General features: G+C 65.7%; 20 protein-coding genes. 15 read left to right on the forward strand and 5 right to left on the reverse strand.

Annotation, left to right across the window (positions count from 1 at the left end):
• The first annotated feature begins 201 nt into the window (after positions 1 to 201).
• The 7 genes from K3M35_RS21540 (at position 202) to K3M35_RS21570 (ending at position 5,179) form a co-directional block, all read left to right on the forward strand.
• Positions 202 to 1,146 (forward strand): DUF932 domain-containing protein, encoded by a 945-nt coding sequence (locus K3M35_RS21540; protein ID WP_138845966.1) that lies wholly within the window; start codon positions 202 to 204, stop codon positions 1,144 to 1,146.
• 253 nt (positions 1,147 to 1,399) lie between these two features.
• Positions 1,400 to 1,549, forward strand: a complete 150-nt coding sequence (locus K3M35_RS21545) for a hypothetical protein (RefSeq protein WP_175428138.1) — start codon at positions 1,400 to 1,402, stop codon at positions 1,547 to 1,549.
• Positions 1,549 to 1,974, forward strand: a complete 426-nt coding sequence (locus tag K3M35_RS21550) for a hypothetical protein (RefSeq protein ID WP_138845965.1) — start codon at positions 1,549 to 1,551, stop codon at positions 1,972 to 1,974. Before K3M35_RS21545 ends, K3M35_RS21550 begins: the two co-directional genes overlap by 1 nt.
• Before the next feature lie 158 nt (positions 1,975 to 2,132).
• The gene (locus K3M35_RS21555; RefSeq protein ID WP_138845964.1) at positions 2,133 to 2,768 is read left to right on the forward strand and encodes a type IV toxin-antitoxin system AbiEi family antitoxin domain-containing protein; all 636 of its coding nucleotides are present in this window, start codon (positions 2,133 to 2,135) and stop codon (positions 2,766 to 2,768) included.
• 353 nt (positions 2,769 to 3,121) lie between these two features.
• Positions 3,122 to 4,033, forward strand: a complete 912-nt coding sequence (locus K3M35_RS21560) for a nucleotidyl transferase AbiEii/AbiGii toxin family protein (protein WP_138845963.1) — start codon at positions 3,122 to 3,124, stop codon at positions 4,031 to 4,033.
• A 169-nt stretch (positions 4,034 to 4,202) separates the two neighbouring features.
• Positions 4,203 to 4,589: a hypothetical protein gene (locus tag K3M35_RS21565; protein WP_138845962.1), complete on the forward strand. Its 387-nt coding sequence runs from the start codon at positions 4,203 to 4,205 to the stop codon at positions 4,587 to 4,589.
• Between the two features lie 107 nt (positions 4,590 to 4,696).
• Positions 4,697 to 5,179, forward strand: a complete 483-nt coding sequence (locus K3M35_RS21570) for a GNAT family N-acetyltransferase (RefSeq protein ID WP_138845961.1) — start codon at positions 4,697 to 4,699, stop codon at positions 5,177 to 5,179.
• Positions 5,180 to 5,259: 80 nt separating this feature from the next.
• On the opposite strand, the gene K3M35_RS26360 is transcribed toward K3M35_RS21570, so the two are convergent.
• A complete protein-coding gene (locus K3M35_RS26360; protein ID WP_254704853.1) occupies positions 5,260 to 5,796 on the reverse strand; it encodes a hypothetical protein in 537 nt (178 codons plus the stop codon).
• A 38-nt stretch (positions 5,797 to 5,834) separates the two neighbouring features.
• On the opposite strand from K3M35_RS26360, the gene dnaG reads away from it, so the two are divergent.
• The gene (dnaG, locus tag K3M35_RS21580; protein WP_138845960.1) at positions 5,835 to 7,577 is read left to right on the forward strand and encodes a DNA primase; all 1,743 of its coding nucleotides are present in this window, start codon (positions 5,835 to 5,837) and stop codon (positions 7,575 to 7,577) included.
• Positions 7,578 to 7,698: 121 nt separating this feature from the next.
• On the opposite strand, the gene K3M35_RS21585 is transcribed toward dnaG, so the two are convergent.
• A complete protein-coding gene (locus K3M35_RS21585) occupies positions 7,699 to 8,331 on the reverse strand; it encodes a DUF2510 domain-containing protein (protein ID WP_138845959.1) in 633 nt (210 codons plus the stop codon).
• Positions 8,332 to 8,584: 253 nt separating this feature from the next.
• On the opposite strand from K3M35_RS21585, the gene K3M35_RS21590 reads away from it, so the two are divergent.
• The 3 genes from K3M35_RS21590 to K3M35_RS21600 all read left to right on the forward strand — a co-directional run bounded on the left by K3M35_RS21590 (position 8,585) and on the right by K3M35_RS21600 (position 10,393).
• Positions 8,585 to 9,250, forward strand: a complete 666-nt coding sequence (locus K3M35_RS21590) for a hypothetical protein (protein ID WP_138845958.1) — start codon at positions 8,585 to 8,587, stop codon at positions 9,248 to 9,250.
• 73 nt (positions 9,251 to 9,323) lie between these two features.
• Entirely contained in the window at positions 9,324 to 9,806 is a 483-nt protein-coding gene (locus K3M35_RS21595; protein WP_138845957.1) for a hypothetical protein, read from the forward strand.
• A gap of 83 nt (positions 9,807 to 9,889) precedes the next feature.
• Entirely contained in the window at positions 9,890 to 10,393 is a 504-nt protein-coding gene (locus tag K3M35_RS21600; protein WP_138845956.1) for a hypothetical protein, read from the forward strand.
• A gap of 118 nt (positions 10,394 to 10,511) precedes the next feature.
• On the opposite strand, the gene K3M35_RS26365 is transcribed toward K3M35_RS21600, so the two are convergent.
• The gene (locus K3M35_RS26365) at positions 10,512 to 11,336 is read right to left on the reverse strand and encodes a PH domain-containing protein (protein WP_138845955.1); all 825 of its coding nucleotides are present in this window, start codon (positions 11,334 to 11,336) and stop codon (positions 10,512 to 10,514) included.
• A gap of 121 nt (positions 11,337 to 11,457) precedes the next feature.
• Between K3M35_RS26365 and K3M35_RS21610 the strand changes: the two genes are divergently transcribed.
• Together K3M35_RS21610 and K3M35_RS21615 are read left to right on the forward strand one after the other, a co-directional pair.
• Positions 11,458 to 11,778 (forward strand): hypothetical protein, encoded by a 321-nt coding sequence (locus K3M35_RS21610; protein ID WP_138845954.1) that lies wholly within the window; start codon positions 11,458 to 11,460, stop codon positions 11,776 to 11,778.
• A 3-nt stretch (positions 11,779 to 11,781) separates the two neighbouring features.
• Positions 11,782 to 12,219 (forward strand): hypothetical protein, encoded by a 438-nt coding sequence (locus K3M35_RS21615; protein ID WP_138845953.1) that lies wholly within the window; start codon positions 11,782 to 11,784, stop codon positions 12,217 to 12,219.
• 310 nt (positions 12,220 to 12,529) lie between these two features.
• Here the strand turns inward: K3M35_RS21615 and K3M35_RS21620 are convergent, their stop codons facing one another.
• The gene (locus K3M35_RS21620; protein WP_138845952.1) at positions 12,530 to 13,765 is read right to left on the reverse strand and encodes a hypothetical protein; all 1,236 of its coding nucleotides are present in this window, start codon (positions 13,763 to 13,765) and stop codon (positions 12,530 to 12,532) included.
• A gap of 142 nt (positions 13,766 to 13,907) precedes the next feature.
• Between K3M35_RS21620 and K3M35_RS21625 the strand changes: the two genes are divergently transcribed.
• Positions 13,908 to 15,212 (forward strand): hypothetical protein, encoded by a 1,305-nt coding sequence (locus tag K3M35_RS21625; protein ID WP_138845951.1) that lies wholly within the window; start codon positions 13,908 to 13,910, stop codon positions 15,210 to 15,212.
• 86 nt (positions 15,213 to 15,298) lie between these two features.
• Complete coding sequence (locus tag K3M35_RS21630; RefSeq protein ID WP_138845950.1) at positions 15,299 to 15,712, forward strand: hypothetical protein; 414 nt, start codon at positions 15,299 to 15,301, stop codon at positions 15,710 to 15,712.
• A 307-nt stretch (positions 15,713 to 16,019) separates the two neighbouring features.
• Here the strand turns inward: K3M35_RS21630 and K3M35_RS21635 are convergent, their stop codons facing one another.
• Complete coding sequence (locus K3M35_RS21635; RefSeq protein ID WP_138845949.1) at positions 16,020 to 16,628, reverse strand: hypothetical protein; 609 nt, start codon at positions 16,626 to 16,628, stop codon at positions 16,020 to 16,022.
• Positions 16,629 to 16,747 lie beyond the last annotated feature (119 nt).

The raw sequence follows: 16,747 nt of genomic DNA on the forward strand, positions 1-16,747 counted from the left end.
CGGGGCGGATGCGCAGCATTATGTCCGATAGAAACACTGGTTCTCCCGGCTGTCCGACGTGAAGCGACCGCTTCTCGCAGTACAGGCACGGTTCATGAGAACTAACTGTGGACGCTCCATTCGCGTGAGATCTGAAACACAACAGCGGCCCGTTCGTAGCGTCGAATCCGTCAGCGCATCCCAGCCACATCGGAGGTTCACATGACCGCTCCCGCCGCCACCCGCATCCCCGCCAGCCGCGCACTCGGCGCCGACATCAGCGCCGCACGCAACGTCCACGATGCCCTCCAACTCGCCGGGCTGGCCTGGGGGATCGAAGTGCACCCGGCCGATAGCTTCGCCCTCACCACCCCAGGTGGGGTCACCATGACCGGCATGCCGGGGATGCGCTTCTTCCTGCGTTCGGACACGAAGGAGGCGTTGCACCTCGGCGGTGCCCGGTACACACCTGTCACCAACGCGGACGCATTCGCCGCCGCCGACGCTGCGGTCGCGATGGGCGCCCGGTTCGCCACCGGCGGCGCCTTGCGCGGGGGTCGACAGACGTACTTGGAGCTGGATCTGCCGGATGCGGCGGTGAAGGTCGGCGGCAAGGATCTGGTGGCCTTCACGCTCCTACTTCGCACTGCCCACGATGGGTCCGGCCGCGTCTCGGGCGAGGCCCGAGTGAAGCGTCTGGTCTGCACGAATGGGATGACCGCAAACATCGGGTTTCCCGCTACGTTCGCGATCGGTCACACCCGTTCCGCGCACGATCGACTCGCTGCCGCTACGACGATGGTTCAGGGCGCGGTCCGCTTCGCGAAGGAGTTCAGCGCGATCGCGGATCACATGCTCGACACCCCGATGACGCTGACTGAGTTCGGCGCGTTCATCGACGCTATGTACCCGCGGCCTGACGAAGAGAACGCGCGCGAGTTCGGCCGGTGGGAGCGCCGTCGTCACGAGCTGATCGAACTGTTCCGCTTCGCGGACACCAACGATCTCGGCCGGGGAAGCCGCTGGGGCGCGTACTCGGCGCTGACCGAGTACGTCGACTGGTTCGCACCGGTCCGGGGCGGCGACGACGCCCGGGCGATGCGTCAACTCGACGGCACCGCCCAAGGCGCCAAGGACCGGGCGATGAAGATTCTCGCCGGCGTTTGATCGCTCGCTGGAAAGGGCGGGGAGGCCTGCAGGCCTCCCCGTCCTTTCTCGTCGGCGCGTTGTGCTGTCCGCCCCTAATTCAGCCGACCTACCGCGAACCGTGGGTATCACGGGTATCACGGGTATCACGGGTATCGCGTGTTTTCCGGGTACTAGGACTCAACACTGCAGGTCGGAGGGGAGCAGGGTCGAGTCATCACTCCAACCAGCAGAAAGGACACCCGTGATGACCATCGTGCAGCCAACCGGGAAAATGAGTGCCCGGCAGCTCCGCCACAAGCTCAACGTCGCCCACGCGTCCGGGCGGCTGCAGCCCAACGGCCGCGCACGCGCCGCAAAGGGCAAGTGGCGGGGCGACCGCTCCGCCACCCGCCGCCGTGCGATCTCCGAGCAGGTGAGGTGATGACTGTTCTCGACACGATCTGCGCTCAGATCGACGTATGGGAGAGCGTTCGGAACGACGCCACCGATCAGATCGCGCGCTTGGCGGTCGAACGCGTCCGACAGGTTGCTGCCGTGGTGCACCCGGATGCTCGGGCCTTGCACCTGGGCTGTGACGGTGACGGGTACTACCTCATGGGCATGTTCGCCGATGGCGGCCGCGACATGATCGACGGCACGGTCGACATCGATGGCATCGATCCCGACGATGACCTCACCGACGTTGTCTCGGCGCTCCCTTCGGGTGCTGCCGCCTACGACCGTGACGCCCAGACGTATCTCGTCACGCTGCCTGGTGGCGCGCCTCGGTGCGCTGCGTGCGGTCGCACCTATGACGAGGACGACTCGTGCGCCGACGACCTCTACGGTCGTCATCGCTTCGCCTGACCATCCACCTCGCGGCCTCACCCGACCTCTGTGGGGTGAGGCCGCTGGTGTGCATGGCGGGACGGGGCAATGGGGCTGTCCGTTAGGCGCGGAGGACGCTACGGATGCCGAAATATGTGACTGAAATACCCGTTCCATGAAAGGGGTACTTTTGCAGCATGAACGGGACACGCTGGTTGACAATCGCAGCCGAACTCGCCACCACCCAATGGGGCCTGTTCACCACCGCCCAAGCCCGCGCCGCCGGCATGCACCCCAAGCACCTCGCCACCCTCGCCGACGCCGGCGCCATCCACCACGTCCGCCACGGCATCCACCGCATCCACGGCGCCCCCTGGCACCCCCACGAAGACCTCCGGGCAGCCTGGCTCGCACTCGACCCCACCCGCACCGCCGACGAGCGCCTCACCGAAGACCCCATCACCGCAGCCGTCTCACACCGCAGTGCCGCCAAGGTCCTTCAGCTCGGCGACGTCGATGCAGACCACCTCGAGTTCACCCTCCCGCGCCGGCGCCAGACCCGACTGGCCGACCAGCGATTCCACGTCGGCGCCCTCGCCTCCGACGACACCGAGCTCGTCGACGGCCTACCCGTCACCACCGCAGCACGCACCATCGACGACCTCGCCGCCGACCTCCTCGACGGTGGCCACCTCGCCGGAATCATCCACACCGCAATCAGCACCGGACGACTCACCTACGACGCGGCCGCCACAATCCTCGACCGGCACTCCCGCCGCTACGGCCACCCCCGCAACAACGGCCAGCGGCTGCTCGAGCATCTCCTCGCCTGACCAACACCCAGAGGTTCATCCTCGGGGCACACGGGGTCTACTCAATCGCCGGGAGACAACGGCAGACCGACCATCTCCTCGAACTCTGCCCGGCGATCGTCCTCCAACCTGTCCCAGACATCCCGGTACGAGTGCCACGGGATGCCATGGTGAATCCCAGCAGGCTCGCCCCAAAAGCCGACGTTCAACTGCTGTTACCGGCGACGCGGGAATGCACTGCAGCGTCATGAACTGTCGGTCCCCGCTGTCCGCGAACACGCTCACGCTCCCAGGAGACGCCGGCTATTCGCCGCCCTCCCGGACCGGAAACTGCACTGCAACACCGGGAACCACCGCCGCAGACGATTCCCTGCATGACCCAGCGATACCGCAGCACCGGCGCCTTCCACATGGCCCTGAACGCACGCATCAAGTCCGTAGCTGCTGCCACCGGCGCACCAGCCGCACAGGTCCGCCGCCAGTTCCTGGCTCAACGGTTCCTTGCCCGCGTGTTCGCCGACCCCACCGCTCCCTGGATCCTGACCGGCGGCACCGGGCTCCTGGTCCGTCTCGCAGGCGCACGGCACAGCGAGGACCTCGACCTGCTCCACACCAGCGCAGGCACCGACGCCGAAACGGCAATCGACGACCTGCGAGCGACCATCGCCGCTACCGAAGGTCTCGACCCGTTCCGGTTCACGATCAGCGTGCCAGCCACGCTCCACGGCCTGACCGGCGGCGCCACCGTGCGCGTCAACGCACACCTCGGAACCACCCCCGCCGGGAACTTCCCCGTCGACCTGGTCGTCGGCCGTAGCACCGTCGGACGCATCGAACGCCTCGCTCCGGCACCGGTACTCGACCTCGACGGCATCACCCCCACGCCCGCGATCGCCCTCTATCCCATCGCGGACCAGCTGGCCGACAAGATCGCCGCGACCTACTTCCGCTACGGCCCGCGTCGCTCGCCGTCGACCCGCTTCCACGACCTGGTCGATCTGCTGTTCATCGTCACCCATTGCGCCATCCCCGCCGCCGACACCCATGCGGCGCTCACCAGCGAATTCCGCCGTCGACAGATGCCCGCCGTCACAGCCATATCCGTACCCGGCGACCGCTGGCATGACGGCTACCGTCGCACCGCTCGACTCGCTGGACTCCCCTCCGAGTACACCGATCTCGACCACGCCCTCGCGATGGTGGGCGCGTGCCTGAACCCACTGCTCGACAGCACCCGCACCACCGGCACGTGGTGCCCGGACGCTGGCGCCTGGCTCGACGACTAACCGTCCCGGGGCTCACGCCCGGCACCCTCCCGGCCAGCACTCACGCTGGCCGACACCCTCGCACGTGGCGAATGCCCAAACCAGCACTGCACAGATCGCCGCTGCAACAACGGAACTCGGCGCACGAGACGGTGAAACCGCACCGCCGCCCTAACACCAGGAGCCGACCATGACCCTGTCGCTGATCATCCCGATGGCCGCATTCGTCGCCGCTGCCGGCATCGGAGCCCGCAAGTGGCTCTACGTCCCCTTGGTGCTGCTCGCGATCCCCGCGCCCGCAGTCGCCACGGTCCTCGCCTCGATTGCCCTGGTCTGGCTCGCTCGCCGCTACGCCGCCAACGCTCGCCCCATCGCCTCCAGCATCCTCGCCGCAATTTCCCTCATTGGCTGGTTCATCGGCACCGGTCCCAGTCTGCAGGGCTACGGCGCGTTCTCGCTGCTCCTGATCCTCGTTGGCCTCGCCCTCACCGCGGTATCCCTCATCCGAATCACCGGCGCGGATATGGAACCCCAACCTGAGGTCGCGTCGAAGTCAGCCACCGAGTCCAACGCCTGACCTCCGGCCTGGCCGCCAATTGATGAACCAGCGCCGACAACCGGGATTGGCCATGGGTTCTGTCCAACCAATGCGAGAACCCCAGCACCAGCGAGGACGATGGACCGATGCCATACGAACCCATGACCCTGACCACCGCCGATGCAGGGCAACTGCTGACCCTCCAACGCGCCGCTTACGTCACCGAAGCGCAGGCCCACCGAGACCTCGAACTCCCACCGCTGACCGAAACCCTCGACGAACTGATCACCGAACTCGTCCAGCCCGCGGTCACCGCATTAGGCATCCGCGACGACACCGGACGCCTCATCGCTGCCGTCCGCCTCCCCCGCATGAACCACGAACCCCATGCGGCCGAACTTGGCCGCCTCGTCGTCGCACCCGACCAGCAAGGTCGCGGCCTTGGCACCCAACTTCTTCACCATGCCGAGATGCACCTGCAACCGCGAGTGACCGAACTACGACTGTTCACCGGTGAACACAGCGAAGCCAACCTGCGCCTGTACGGAGGACACGGTTACCGCAAAACCGGGCGCACGCCGACCCCCGCCGGCTACGCCCTGATCCACCTCACCAAGCACCTCAACTGACCGCTGTTCACCCACGCGAAGCCGGTGGTGGCTGGCCACGGGATCGGGATCACGCGCAGCCAGCCCGAGACCTCCAACGATCAGAGTTCGCCCGCAACGTCGGCTCGGTAGTGCCTGTTGCTGTCGTCGAGAACCTCATCCCAGTCGACCCCAACCGCATCCGTGAGATGGTGCAGATCAACAAGCAGATCGAGGACCCCGATCTTCAGATCCTCACCGGCATCGCCGACCAGCCGCATGTAGTCGGCGAGCACTCCCACGACGTTCAGCGCCCGCACCGCGTTCGCCTCCGCCGGATCCTCGATCTCGTAGCAACGGGGCGTCTGACTGTGAAGGACCATCGCCTTCGCGAGATCCTCGACAGATTCCGCAGCCCGCAACGTGGGCAATGCCTTCACCGGCATGGGTCCTCCAGATTTCGTAGTGATCGAGAATGACGGCATCATCGTCGAATCCGTACCTGCCTGGTGTTTCACACCCCATCCCTGCTGCACACTGCCAGTGCTGCGCTGCCGGCCGCGGAGGCGTTTCTGGCAATCGGTCGGCGTGGTGAAGCCCGACCGTACGGTGGCCTCCGCCGCTTGGAGCACCATCAAGCGAGCGTCGAGCGGGGCCACCAGCTGGCTCTCGGCGCGGTAACCGTGAGGAGCGTTGCATGAGGATCCCCGATGACACCCTCGAACAGATCCGGGAGCGGGCCAGGATCGACGAGATCGTCGCCCGCTATACGCGTCTGGTTCCTGCATCCAGGGCAGAGGCGAAGGGCTGCTGTCCGCTCCCGGACCATGACGAAAGGACGCCCTCGTTCTACGTCAACCCCGGAACCGGGGTCTTTCACTGCTTCGGGTGCGACCGAGGCGGGGATGTCATCACCTTTCTCGAACTCGTCGAGCAGCTCACCTTCCGTGAAGCGGTCGAACAGCTCGCCGAACAGGTTGGGGCGGCGATCCTGACCGACCGCGAGCAGGCACACCGCAGCAGCACAGAAGGGACACCGAAACTGCTGCGTGCAGCCCTAGAGATCGCCGCCGAGGTGTACGCAACCGCGATCACCGACGACCCCGCCGCCGCGTCTGCCCGTGAGTACCTGACCGAGCGCGGCTTCACCGACGCGCACATCCGTCAGTGGGGGATCGGCTTCGCACCTCGCGGCCGCACCACGGTCCTCGGCGCACACCTGGCCACCCGCGGGCTGCCCGCGAATGCTGGACACGATGCCGGGCTCATCCGTCGGGGCCGGGCCGGTCAGCCCTACGACACCTTCGCCGGCCGACTGATCTGGCCCCTGCGCGACCCGCAGGGCCGCATCGTCGGGCTCGCCGGTCGCAGCCTCGATGACCCCGGCCACAACCCCGACCGCTACCGCAAATACGTCAACAGCGACGACAGTGCTCTGTTCCGCAAGTCCGACACGCTTTTCGGGCTTGCAGCCGCACGACCCGCCATCGTCAGGCAGCGACGCGTGATCGTCGTCGAGGGATACACCGACGTCATGGCAGTGGCAGCCGCCGGACATCCCGAGGTCGTCGGTGTGTGCGGCACCGCTTTCACCGCGACACACGCACGACTGCTGTCCAGACTCCTCGGGTCCGACGGAGAGATCGTCGTGATGTTCGACGCGGACGACGCGGGCCAGACCGCCGCCTGGAAGATCGCTGTCGCCTGCCACCAGTTCGCGACGGTCACCCTCGCAGTTCCGGGGAAGAGCGGTTCGGACCCGTGTCAGCTGCGCGCCGATCACGGCGACCAAGCCGTAAGGGACGCGGTAAACGCACGTCAACCTCTGATTCGGCAGATCCTCGGCCGCCTCCTCGCCGACGCTGACACACCCGAGAAGGCAGCCGTGGCCGCGCGCCGGGCAACAGCGATGCTCGGCGAACTCACCGACGACGTCCTGATCCTGCGGTACCGACGATGGCTGGCCGGCGAACTCGGGATCCCCGAAGGCCAACTTCAGGTCCCCGCCCCACCGTCACCACCGCCGTCCCTCAAAGTCACTCCGATCGAGCGTTTGGACTGCATTCGAGATCTCGCGGCCCAACTCGTCGACGACCCAACACTGTGGAGTCGCCTGCAGCTACCCGAGGTGCTCGAACTCGCAGATCTGCTTCCCGACCGGTACTGCGCCGTCGTCGAGCGCGCCGCGGTGGCCCCACCGGAGATCCCGGACCGATGGGCCTGGCTGCTGTCCACGGCTCCCGATGAGGCGGCGCGTGCTGCGGTGACAGCGTTGCGGGCCGGCGCACCGCTGCAGCGGGAGCCGATGAGAGCGGTGAGCGAATGTGCGCGGGCGTACGGCCCGGCGCGGTTGGCTGCGGTGCGGGCGGATACAGCCGACCCCGACTCGGTTGGCAGGTTCGCCCAGTTGGCGGCCGGGCTATCCCGTGTCATGAAGTGATCTGGTGAGTTAGGTTCCACAGCAGAGGGATCAAGTCAGGTGCAGAGCAGATTCGCAGCGAGGGCAGTTCAACGCTGACCGGGACCGATCCAGAGCATCGGTCCCGGTCAGACGAGGAGAATTACGCGGGTTCGCAGACGCGCCCTGAGTTGGGGCGTAGCTCGTTGCCGTTGATCTCGAGGCCCGTTTGTGCGGCGCCTAGCCGGCCGACAGCAACCTTGCCGGTGCCAATGCGGTTCACAGAACCGTCGGGGTTGGGAGTGGCGCAGTCGTAGTAGATGAAGTATCCGCCGTCGGGCTTCTCGCGCATGATGCGCTGCATCAGGTTGACATGGATTCGGCGCAGGCCAAGCGCGTCATCGCTGCCGAGGTGAACATGGGCGATGATGAGGTCATCGTCGTCGCTGGCGATCTCGTACGGCGGTACCTCGACCTCTGCGACGGGGGCGGTCGATGAGCTTGTCGCTGCCGGAGCTGCGGATTCGTCGCGGTCGGGACCGAACACGAAGCGATCGCACGCGACGAGAACCAAGTACACGACAACGATTCCGCCCACGACCTTCGCCGCGGTGGTCTTCCAGTTTCGTGAATTGGTCTCCTGAGGCTGTTGAGATTCTGGGTGCCCCGCCGCTGGAAGAGGTGGTGCTGAATTCGTGGCCTGGTGGGTGTGTTCTGTCCACCGATGTCCATCCCACCAACGAACGAGGTGGGGGTTGTCGGGATCGGGGTGCCAGCCGGGCGGCGGGGTGGTCATGCGCTGTTGATTCCTTTCGTCCGCTAATTATCTGGACTGGACTGCGCGTCGTTACCTCACGGAGTGAGGTCCGCGTCACCCGGCGGTGCCCCGCTGCCTCGCGATCGGCGCTCTCGCAGCGCCCGACGGAGAGGAGCTCGATCATCTCGAAGCGAAGTCTCGACACAGACTGCAACACCGGCGCATTGGTGTCGGCATCGTTGCTTACGTTCGGAGCAACGATCGAAAACACACCAACCGGAAGGACTTACCGATGACGACAGGATTCACCGCGCCGCGCGGTCGAGGACGGCGAAGCCCCGTCAAGCCGATTGGTTCGACGCGACCCGCGGCCGCCGCGCCGGCCCAGGAGCCGACACCCACCGGCGACCCGACACCGACCCCGCCCGAGCCAACCCCGGCCGCGACCGGCGACGCCGCACCCTCACCCTCACCCGCCGCCGAGTTCACTCCCGAGGGGGAGGAGCAAGCCACAGTCCCCGAGCCGACTCGCGGCGTCCCGTCGGGTTCCGCGCCCGATTCGGCGTCGACTGCCGAAGCACCGGCCGCGCCGGTACGCGAGCAGCCGCGCCCCGCTGCACAGGCGAAGCCGCGGACCACCGCACCCACCCCGGAGCCGGAGCAGCCCGCAGTCCCGGTCGCCCAGCCCGAGCAGGACCAGCAGCCCACGCCTCTCCCCAGGGAAGCCTCGCGAACCGCCGGCCACCCCACCCCCGCCACGCCGCTCGTGGTGGTCGCGAACGGGACCGTCAGCTATGCCAGCTCTTCGATCCACGTGCTCGACCTCGACGCCGCCACCCGCGCCGACAACGCACACGCCGTCCTCGACACCATCACTGCGCTCAAGGAAGCCGCCACCGACGGACCGGTCGAAGACCTGGTCAACACGTTGTTCGGCATCCTGCGCGCCAAGGTCTGAGAACCACACACAGCTCCGCCCCGATGCGTTGGGGCGGGCCGGACCACACCACGAGCCACCGAAGGGAAGACCCATGATCACCGTCAGTGCAGAACCCGCAACGGTCGCCAGTTTCGCAGCCCGCCTGATCGCCGACGAGGACCGGATCGACCGCCTCCTCCCGAAAGACCCGTGGTTCCACCACGGCTCTGCCTACCTCGACAGCGCATACGGCATTCTCGCCGAATACCTGGCCGGAGACTGGCAGACGCTGACCTCGACCGAGCCTGCCCTCGCCCTGCACGGTGCGGTCGCCGGCGCTGCCGTCGAGGTCACCGTGGACCTCGTCGGACCCGAACCGAATGAGCAATCCCTCAGCGGCGTCGTGTACCTCGACCTCCCGAACATCGACACCCTCCGACTCGCACTCCCGAACGTCACCCGCGATACCGACATGTTCTCCGCGCACCACCTGTACGACCCTGCCGCCCAGATCAACCACGTGATCGCGACACTGTGCGATCTCGTCAACAGGGCACTGAAGCCGGTATCCACACTGCTCGACACCGCGGCCTGACGGCCGCACAAACTCTGAAACACCCGCCATCGCAGGTCCATAACGTTCGGGACGAACCAACAACCTCCCGAAAGGACCGGCTCATGACACCTGCGACTCTGCCCGCGACGGAACTGCCCATCCCCGACCTTGACTGGTCAATCGCGTCCTACAAGGGCCACCAGACCTCCGACGGTTTCGCGTACGTCGCGAGTCTGCGGCGCAACGGCAAGAAGGTCGCCAGCGTCGAGCACGACGGCCGCGGCGGCACCGTGATGGTGTTCTGGACTACGGCCGCGAAGGAACACCGCCAGGCCTGGAACCGGTGGGTCGCCGACTACCAGAGCCTGCACCCTGAGAACGCTGCCTACGAACCCGAGGGCACTGCCGTCGAGTCGCTGATCGACGAGTACGAGGTTGCAGCGAAGCTCCGACGTGCGACACGGCGCGAGACACCTGTACTCCGACCCGGCGAATCCGTCCTCTCCTCCGGCGGCTTCACCGCACTTCGCGGTCTCCCTGACTCGCCCGAGGTCAGGGCATTCCTGAAGAGACCTGACAACGAGTTCGATCGATTCTGGGACGGAAGGGCTTGGGTCAGGCTGTGAGATCTATTCGACTGACACGAACCCCCCACCCACCTACCGGATTCAACAAGCATGACCGAGGGCAACCTAGGAACGGAGAATGCCCCTTGCACAGTTGGGGGGACTCTCCGTTCTGTTCCTACATCCGTGCGAGCAGGTCCGCCTTCTTCGCCTCGAACTCTGCTTCGGTCACGACGCCGAGGTCCCGCAGTTCGGCGAGCTTTTTGATCTGATCTGCAATGTCAGGTACCGCAGAGGCGTGTGTGACCGCCGGGACAGGGGCAGACGGTGCGGCCAGATCGGCCTTTACCTTGCGAAATGCCTGAATGAAGGTCTCGGCACGCCCGTGTGCGACCTGCTTGATATCGGCCGATCGACCAGAGATCGAGATGCTGATGACTTCGCCGCCCATCTTCTTCGAGTGGCCAAGCGATCCGATCGCGGTAATGTCGAATTCTTCGACCTTCGCACCCAGTATGGACTTGTCGAAGAAGAACAGTCGCTGCGTGGTAAGGACCAGCATTCCCTGGTTGTTGTCGTAGATGCCTTGTGCGAGCTCAACGACGCGCTCATCGGTATGGACGTACTGCGTGAGTGCAGATGCTTCGCGGAATCCGAAGAATCGTCCCATTTTACCGAGCCGCTCAAGGGCGGCGGTAACGCCCAGATCGTCGACGGTCACGCCCTGCAATGCCTCGAGGATCTCGGACAGGACAGTCGAGTGCTTGTCGCCCATCATGTCAACGGTCCAGTCGATCAGTGTGGTTGTGTCGGTCTCCGGGCGGACGCCTGCCGTGACGGTGGACGCCCATCGATTCTTCATCAGCGATCGCTTCGCAGTGCCGGTGATCGGGTTGCCTGGAGTGACGTCAAGTCCGGCCGAGCCCATAGCCTTAGCGACAGCCTGGTGTGTCGCGTCGATTGGGGCGAGGATACGAGTGGTGGACGTGCGCACGATTCCCATTCCCGGATTCAATCAGACCTGCGCGTCCAGCGCATCAGGCTGGATAACCAGCGACGTAGCGTCTCGCACCGAGTACACCGGATCGTTCCCTACGCGGTGACCCTTACGACAGGAGACGAATATGCCCCAGCGCGACAGCATTGTGGTCCTTACCGAGAGTGAGGCTGCTGTGGTCACGGCCGCCACCAACAACGACCACATCAAGGAGGCGATCAAGGCTCTCAATGCTCGGATCACCGAGAACAGCGCAGCCATGAAGTCGACGCGGTCGGGACCGAAGACCTCCGAGGAGTTCGAGAAGGCACGAAACGCCGCACAGGAGAACCTCCAGCTACTGGAGGGGCTGCCCGAGAGCGAGGGCAAGGCAGCGTTGGTCAACGAGTTGAAGCAGGCCGCCGTCCTCTTCGACGAGGGACTGGCCATGCACGGGCAGGGAAACTGACCTATGACTGCAACGATGGATGCAGCAGATCAAGGGCTCGCGACGAAGGCAGCCCGCATCCAGGCGATGCGTGCGCGGCTGTCGGCTCTCGATCCCGACCAGTCCCGGCTGTTCGCAGCGACCGCGGCAGCAGCGTCCGATACTCAGAGCAACGCATTGGACGAGCTCACAGAGGCGATCGAAAGCCGATGCGTTGCAATGGGTTTCTACCGAGAGTCGCGTCCGCGTGCATTTCTGGCGCATGAGGCCGTGTGTCGAGATGCCCGGCTGCCTGGGGTTTTTCCCTACGGCGCGGAGGCAGCGGCGGTGAGCGCGTCCGCGGCGATCCTCTACGAGAACGAGGCACTGGTTGCAGGCCATGGGGTGCGCTCCGCTTTGTTGGCTCCGGTGGTGGCCATCCTCGGTCCGGAGCGGTACTGGACGGTGCCCGAAGCAGGCTGACTCGTTCGGCCACACCGATACGCCGGTGTATCCACAGTCACTGTGGGTGCATCGGCGTATTTCGTTGTGCGCCAAGGGCAGGCGTGTCGACTTGATGCCTGCCGGGGTGGTGGTCAGGGAGACCTCGGTCGGCGTGAAGTCGACAAGGCCGCAGGTGCCGCATCCAGTGTGAGCCGACCGCCCGCAGGGGAGAGATGCCGGAGCTGGCGCCGGTCGGCCTGTCGGTGGATGAGCACGACGAGTACCCCGTTCGAATCGTGCTCATCGAACGGGGAGGTGGTTGCTGCAGAGCGAAAGAAGCTGGGGTCGCTCAGAAGCAGTGTGGGGCGATGGCCTCGGACACGCGGGGTCTCGTGACAGATGGCAGGGCATGGTCAGCGTGCTCAGCTCTGGGGCTGCGGCCATGAAGAGGGATCGCCACATGAACAGATGTGCTGACTGGATCCAGTTGTGTGCGTGGAGGATCGATACCAGTGGCGTCACTGGGTCTCGTGAACAACCTCACCGTGCACAATCCCGTTCGGCCAGGGTGCGCAGCCGCACTAGGTGCACGCATCGATCGGGAGTGCACTCTCGCGGACGTGCCGGGAGAGGAGAACGGAGAGCCGGTCCTGTTCGACCTCCGTAACCGGCTGGTGACGGGAGGGGTCGACGAACCCGAATAGAGCCCGTGCGCGCCTGCCGGCGAATCCGCGCGCAGCGACGGCGTCTTCTGCTGCACGATTCGTGCGATGTCGACCTTGCCGGCTCGGAATCGACGGGGGATGCGGCCGGTGAGTCGGCGTAGCAGCGCCCTAGGTGTACGAGAGAAGGCAGCTGCGGTAACAGCGTCGGCCGGGATGCTCGGCTCGGCGGTGTCGGGGACGATCAGGTCGTCGAAGGACAGCTGACCGTTGTCCACGGCGCGATCCTGGGACTCGGTCTCAATGTCGTGCTCGACGTCCAGGGTTTCGAGTTCGACGACAACCTCATCGAGCGCCTTCTTGCGCGGTGGCTTCGTTTCGAATGCGTCGCGGACCCCGAGGTTGAGCGCCAATTTGTGGACGTTGCGGTAGTGCATGCGGAGGATCTTGCCGAGGAAGTTCATCGACTTGCCCTGCTTGGCACCCCGCAGGACGATCGCTTCACTTTCGGCGGCGCTGAATTCGTGCTCGCGGAGCATCCCGGGGTCGTGGAAGGCGAGCTCGACAACATTCTCGTCTGGCCTGTCCAGGTCAGATCTGTTGTCGTCAGTGGCCTCCGGTCGCTTGGCGGTGTCGGGGATCCATTTGAGGGCGGTGTCGTCGGCGTGGATGTCGGCGTCTGGGTATCCGTCGTAGTCCCATGCCACCCCGGCGCGGACGACTGCGCACGGGCCGATGCCGTCGAGGATTTCGACTCGGGTCCGGGTGCGGCATGCTTGCACGAGGGGGCAGGTAGCGCAAACAGCAACGGCGCGTTGACGATCCGACGTTTCGTCAGACTCGAACACGTCGAGGATGGCGTCGCAAAGACGGTCAGCAGAATCGGCGACACCAATAGGGTCGCCGAGCACAGCTGTGCTCATGGTGTGTCCTATGCAAGTTGTGTGGCAGATCCGATGGTGATCACTCTAGCGCACTGCGAGCGAAGTGGTGGGATGCGCTGCTGTTTCGGTGGCCCCGAGTTGCGTTGCAACACACGGAGAAGCGAAATGTCACCGTTGGACCATGACCTACCGATTCGCCACCATCGGATGCACGCACGCCGGCTACAGCACCCGCGGCATGCGGATGCACCGCCCCACCGGCTGGAATCTCCGCGTCGTCGACGGCCAACTCGCATACAGCCAGGCCGTCACTCAGATCATCGACGCCGGCTGCCGAGGTCTGTGGCACGGAGGAGACGTCACTCACTGGTCCCGCCCACTGCCGCGCGACGTCGAATCAGTCCAGCGACTCGACGACCTCATCTTTGACGCGGGACTCTGGAACGGGAAGAACAGCGGCAACCACTGCGCAGGCTCGGGTGCAGACCTTTCCGCCGTTGCCATGTTCGACCGACCCACGATGAACGCCTTCACCGTCTATCCCGACAGCCGCCGCGCGCCGGAAGACAGCGTCGGCCCGTACCCCGGCCTCTACGAGATCCACCAACCCGACCCCGATCAGGCCATCTACTTGCACGTCGTAAGCCACTACGGTCTCGACCCGGATCTCCGCAACCAGGGCATCCACATCGAACCGGAGCCTCTCGACCACGGCATCAACATCTTGTGCTCGCACGGCATCTTCGTCGGGGACGAACGCCTCTACAAGGCCGCCGAACGGCACGGCGCCGACCGCCTCGTCCCGACCGAGTGGGTAACCCGAGGGTTCGACCTCACCCTCCTGTCGGACTTCCACACGCCCGGCCCCGTCAACGGATTCGGAGACCCCGATGGGCGTGGTCAGGTCTGGTACACCGGCTCGACGGTCCGCCGCGGGTTCTCCGACGACGAGTCGCCCCGAGGATGGCTCCAAGTCGACCTGCCCGACGCCGGCGCACCCCACGTGACACTGCGCGAGATCTGGCAGCGCCCACAGCGTGACTTCGACCCGATCGACGCCACCACCATGACGGTCACGCAGATCAACGACCTGGTGCGCGATCGCCTCGCTGCACAGCGCTGGATCGACGCCGAGTCGGAAGCTCTCACCGGCGACGGCGGATGGATCCTGCGTCAGCGCATCGTCGGTGCCACACCGCAGCAGCGGCAAGGCATCTACGAACTCGCCGGGGAATGGGCGAATGCAGCACGCGACGCAGCGTACTGGTCCACCACCTTCGAAAACCCGCTCAGCGGAATCTCACTCGCGCAGCCCACCCACGAACAAATCTCGATCACCGAGCGCGTCGTCGACCTGCAAGTCGCGCTCGACCACCGCACCGATCACGGAAACGTCGGCAAGACCCTGCGCGATGCCCCCGAGTCTCTCCGCGAAGCCGCCCTTACCCAGGCCCGCGCCGCACTCGGCGCACCCTGCACGGCCTGACACTCGGAGAATCAAACCCCTACCCTCCCACCACCAAGACATGCCGATGCGCACAATCGACATCCGACCACCACAGAGGAGCAGCCATGTCGCCCACAGTCGACGATCCGTTGACGGACCACGGCCTACCCGTGTTCGTGCTTCCTGACGGAACGGTCCTGCCTTCGACCGATGCACACGGAAGACCGATCGCAGGATTCAACGGTCTGGCTATCGGGACCGGCCCCGACGGTGAGATCGTGATCATGCCCTCGGACTGGTCGAGCAGTGACACAGATGTGGACTGGACGCCGTTTTCAGGAGTCGTCCACAACGGTGCCGCGGTCGTCGATGTACCTGTCGCAGCAGCGGGTGAGACGCAATCGGCTGTGGCGGCGCCGATGTCCCCGGAGTCGTGGGGCGACTCGTTGACGACCGTGCTCGTGTCAGTGTCCGTGCTGGCCTTCGCGGTCGCTGCCGTCCTGGGTGCCAGAATCTGGCGTCGCATGAGTCGGTCCTGATGAGAGACGACCTCGACCAGGTCTTTGATCGGCAAGGACCGGATCGTAGTCATCCGCTGTGCCTCGCAGGCTCGCCGCGCTGGGCAAACCGAGGGTGAGATCGGCGTCTGTATCCAGCCGGACTGTGCCTCGGAACCGATCCTCAGACCTGCTCGGAGGTGTCCACGCCGACGCAGTCCGGCAGAGTCGGTGGTGGACGGTTGCGAGGTGTGCCGCCCACCAGCGCTCGGGCGCATGTTTGTTCTCTGGAGCAAGTGACGTGCAGGACCGCCTGCTCGCTGCCATGTTCCGTGGACTCCGTCGACGGTTACCACAGTGCCAGGGGCGTGCCGGCGTCCTCTGCGGCCCGGATGCGTGCCTCGATTCGGGCCGCGCTGTCGCCGTTGCGCAGCCCTGCCCGTACCGCTTCGGCGATTGCACGACTGCGCCCGGCCGAGCCGCGCACATCGGCGAGAGGCGAATTGAAATTGCGGCGCCGACGCAGGTACTCGATGCGGTTGGTGCCGTTCGTACCGAGCCGCATGTGCCGGGGATTGGTGCAGGCCGCGTAGTCACATTGATGACAGACGGTGACGTCGTCGGTGGCGGCCCAACCGAGCCTGGGGATCACGTCGTATTCGAGTTGATAGGCGAACAGATGAGCCGGGACGGTCCCGCGGCGTTCGAGTCCGATGTTGCCGGCTCGGAACGAACCGTGGCCGGTGGAGCTGATGGCACCGATGAACGGCCAGCAGGTTTGGGGACTGCGGCGGTAGCGCTTGGCTTCGAACCGAGCGACGACCACCGGATCGGACAACCACTGCCGCCACAGGTCGGCCGGCACCCGCACCGGGCGACGATCACCGAGTAGAGCCAGCTGCTCGCCGCGGTCGGGCACTCCCTCGAGGTCGAGCATCAGACCGCTGTCCACCGACACTGCCCACCACCTTCCTCCGGCCACGCCCCTCCGATCGTACGGGCATTTCCGCAGGTCGGCGAGACATACTCGATGTCGGTGTCACGACTGAAACACCCACCCCGAGCCGTTCGTAGCGT

The sequence above is a fragment of the Rhodococcus sp. DMU2021 genome (assembly GCF_019641445.1).
Lineage (GTDB): Bacteria > Actinomycetota > Actinomycetes > Mycobacteriales > Mycobacteriaceae > Rhodococcus > Rhodococcus pyridinivorans.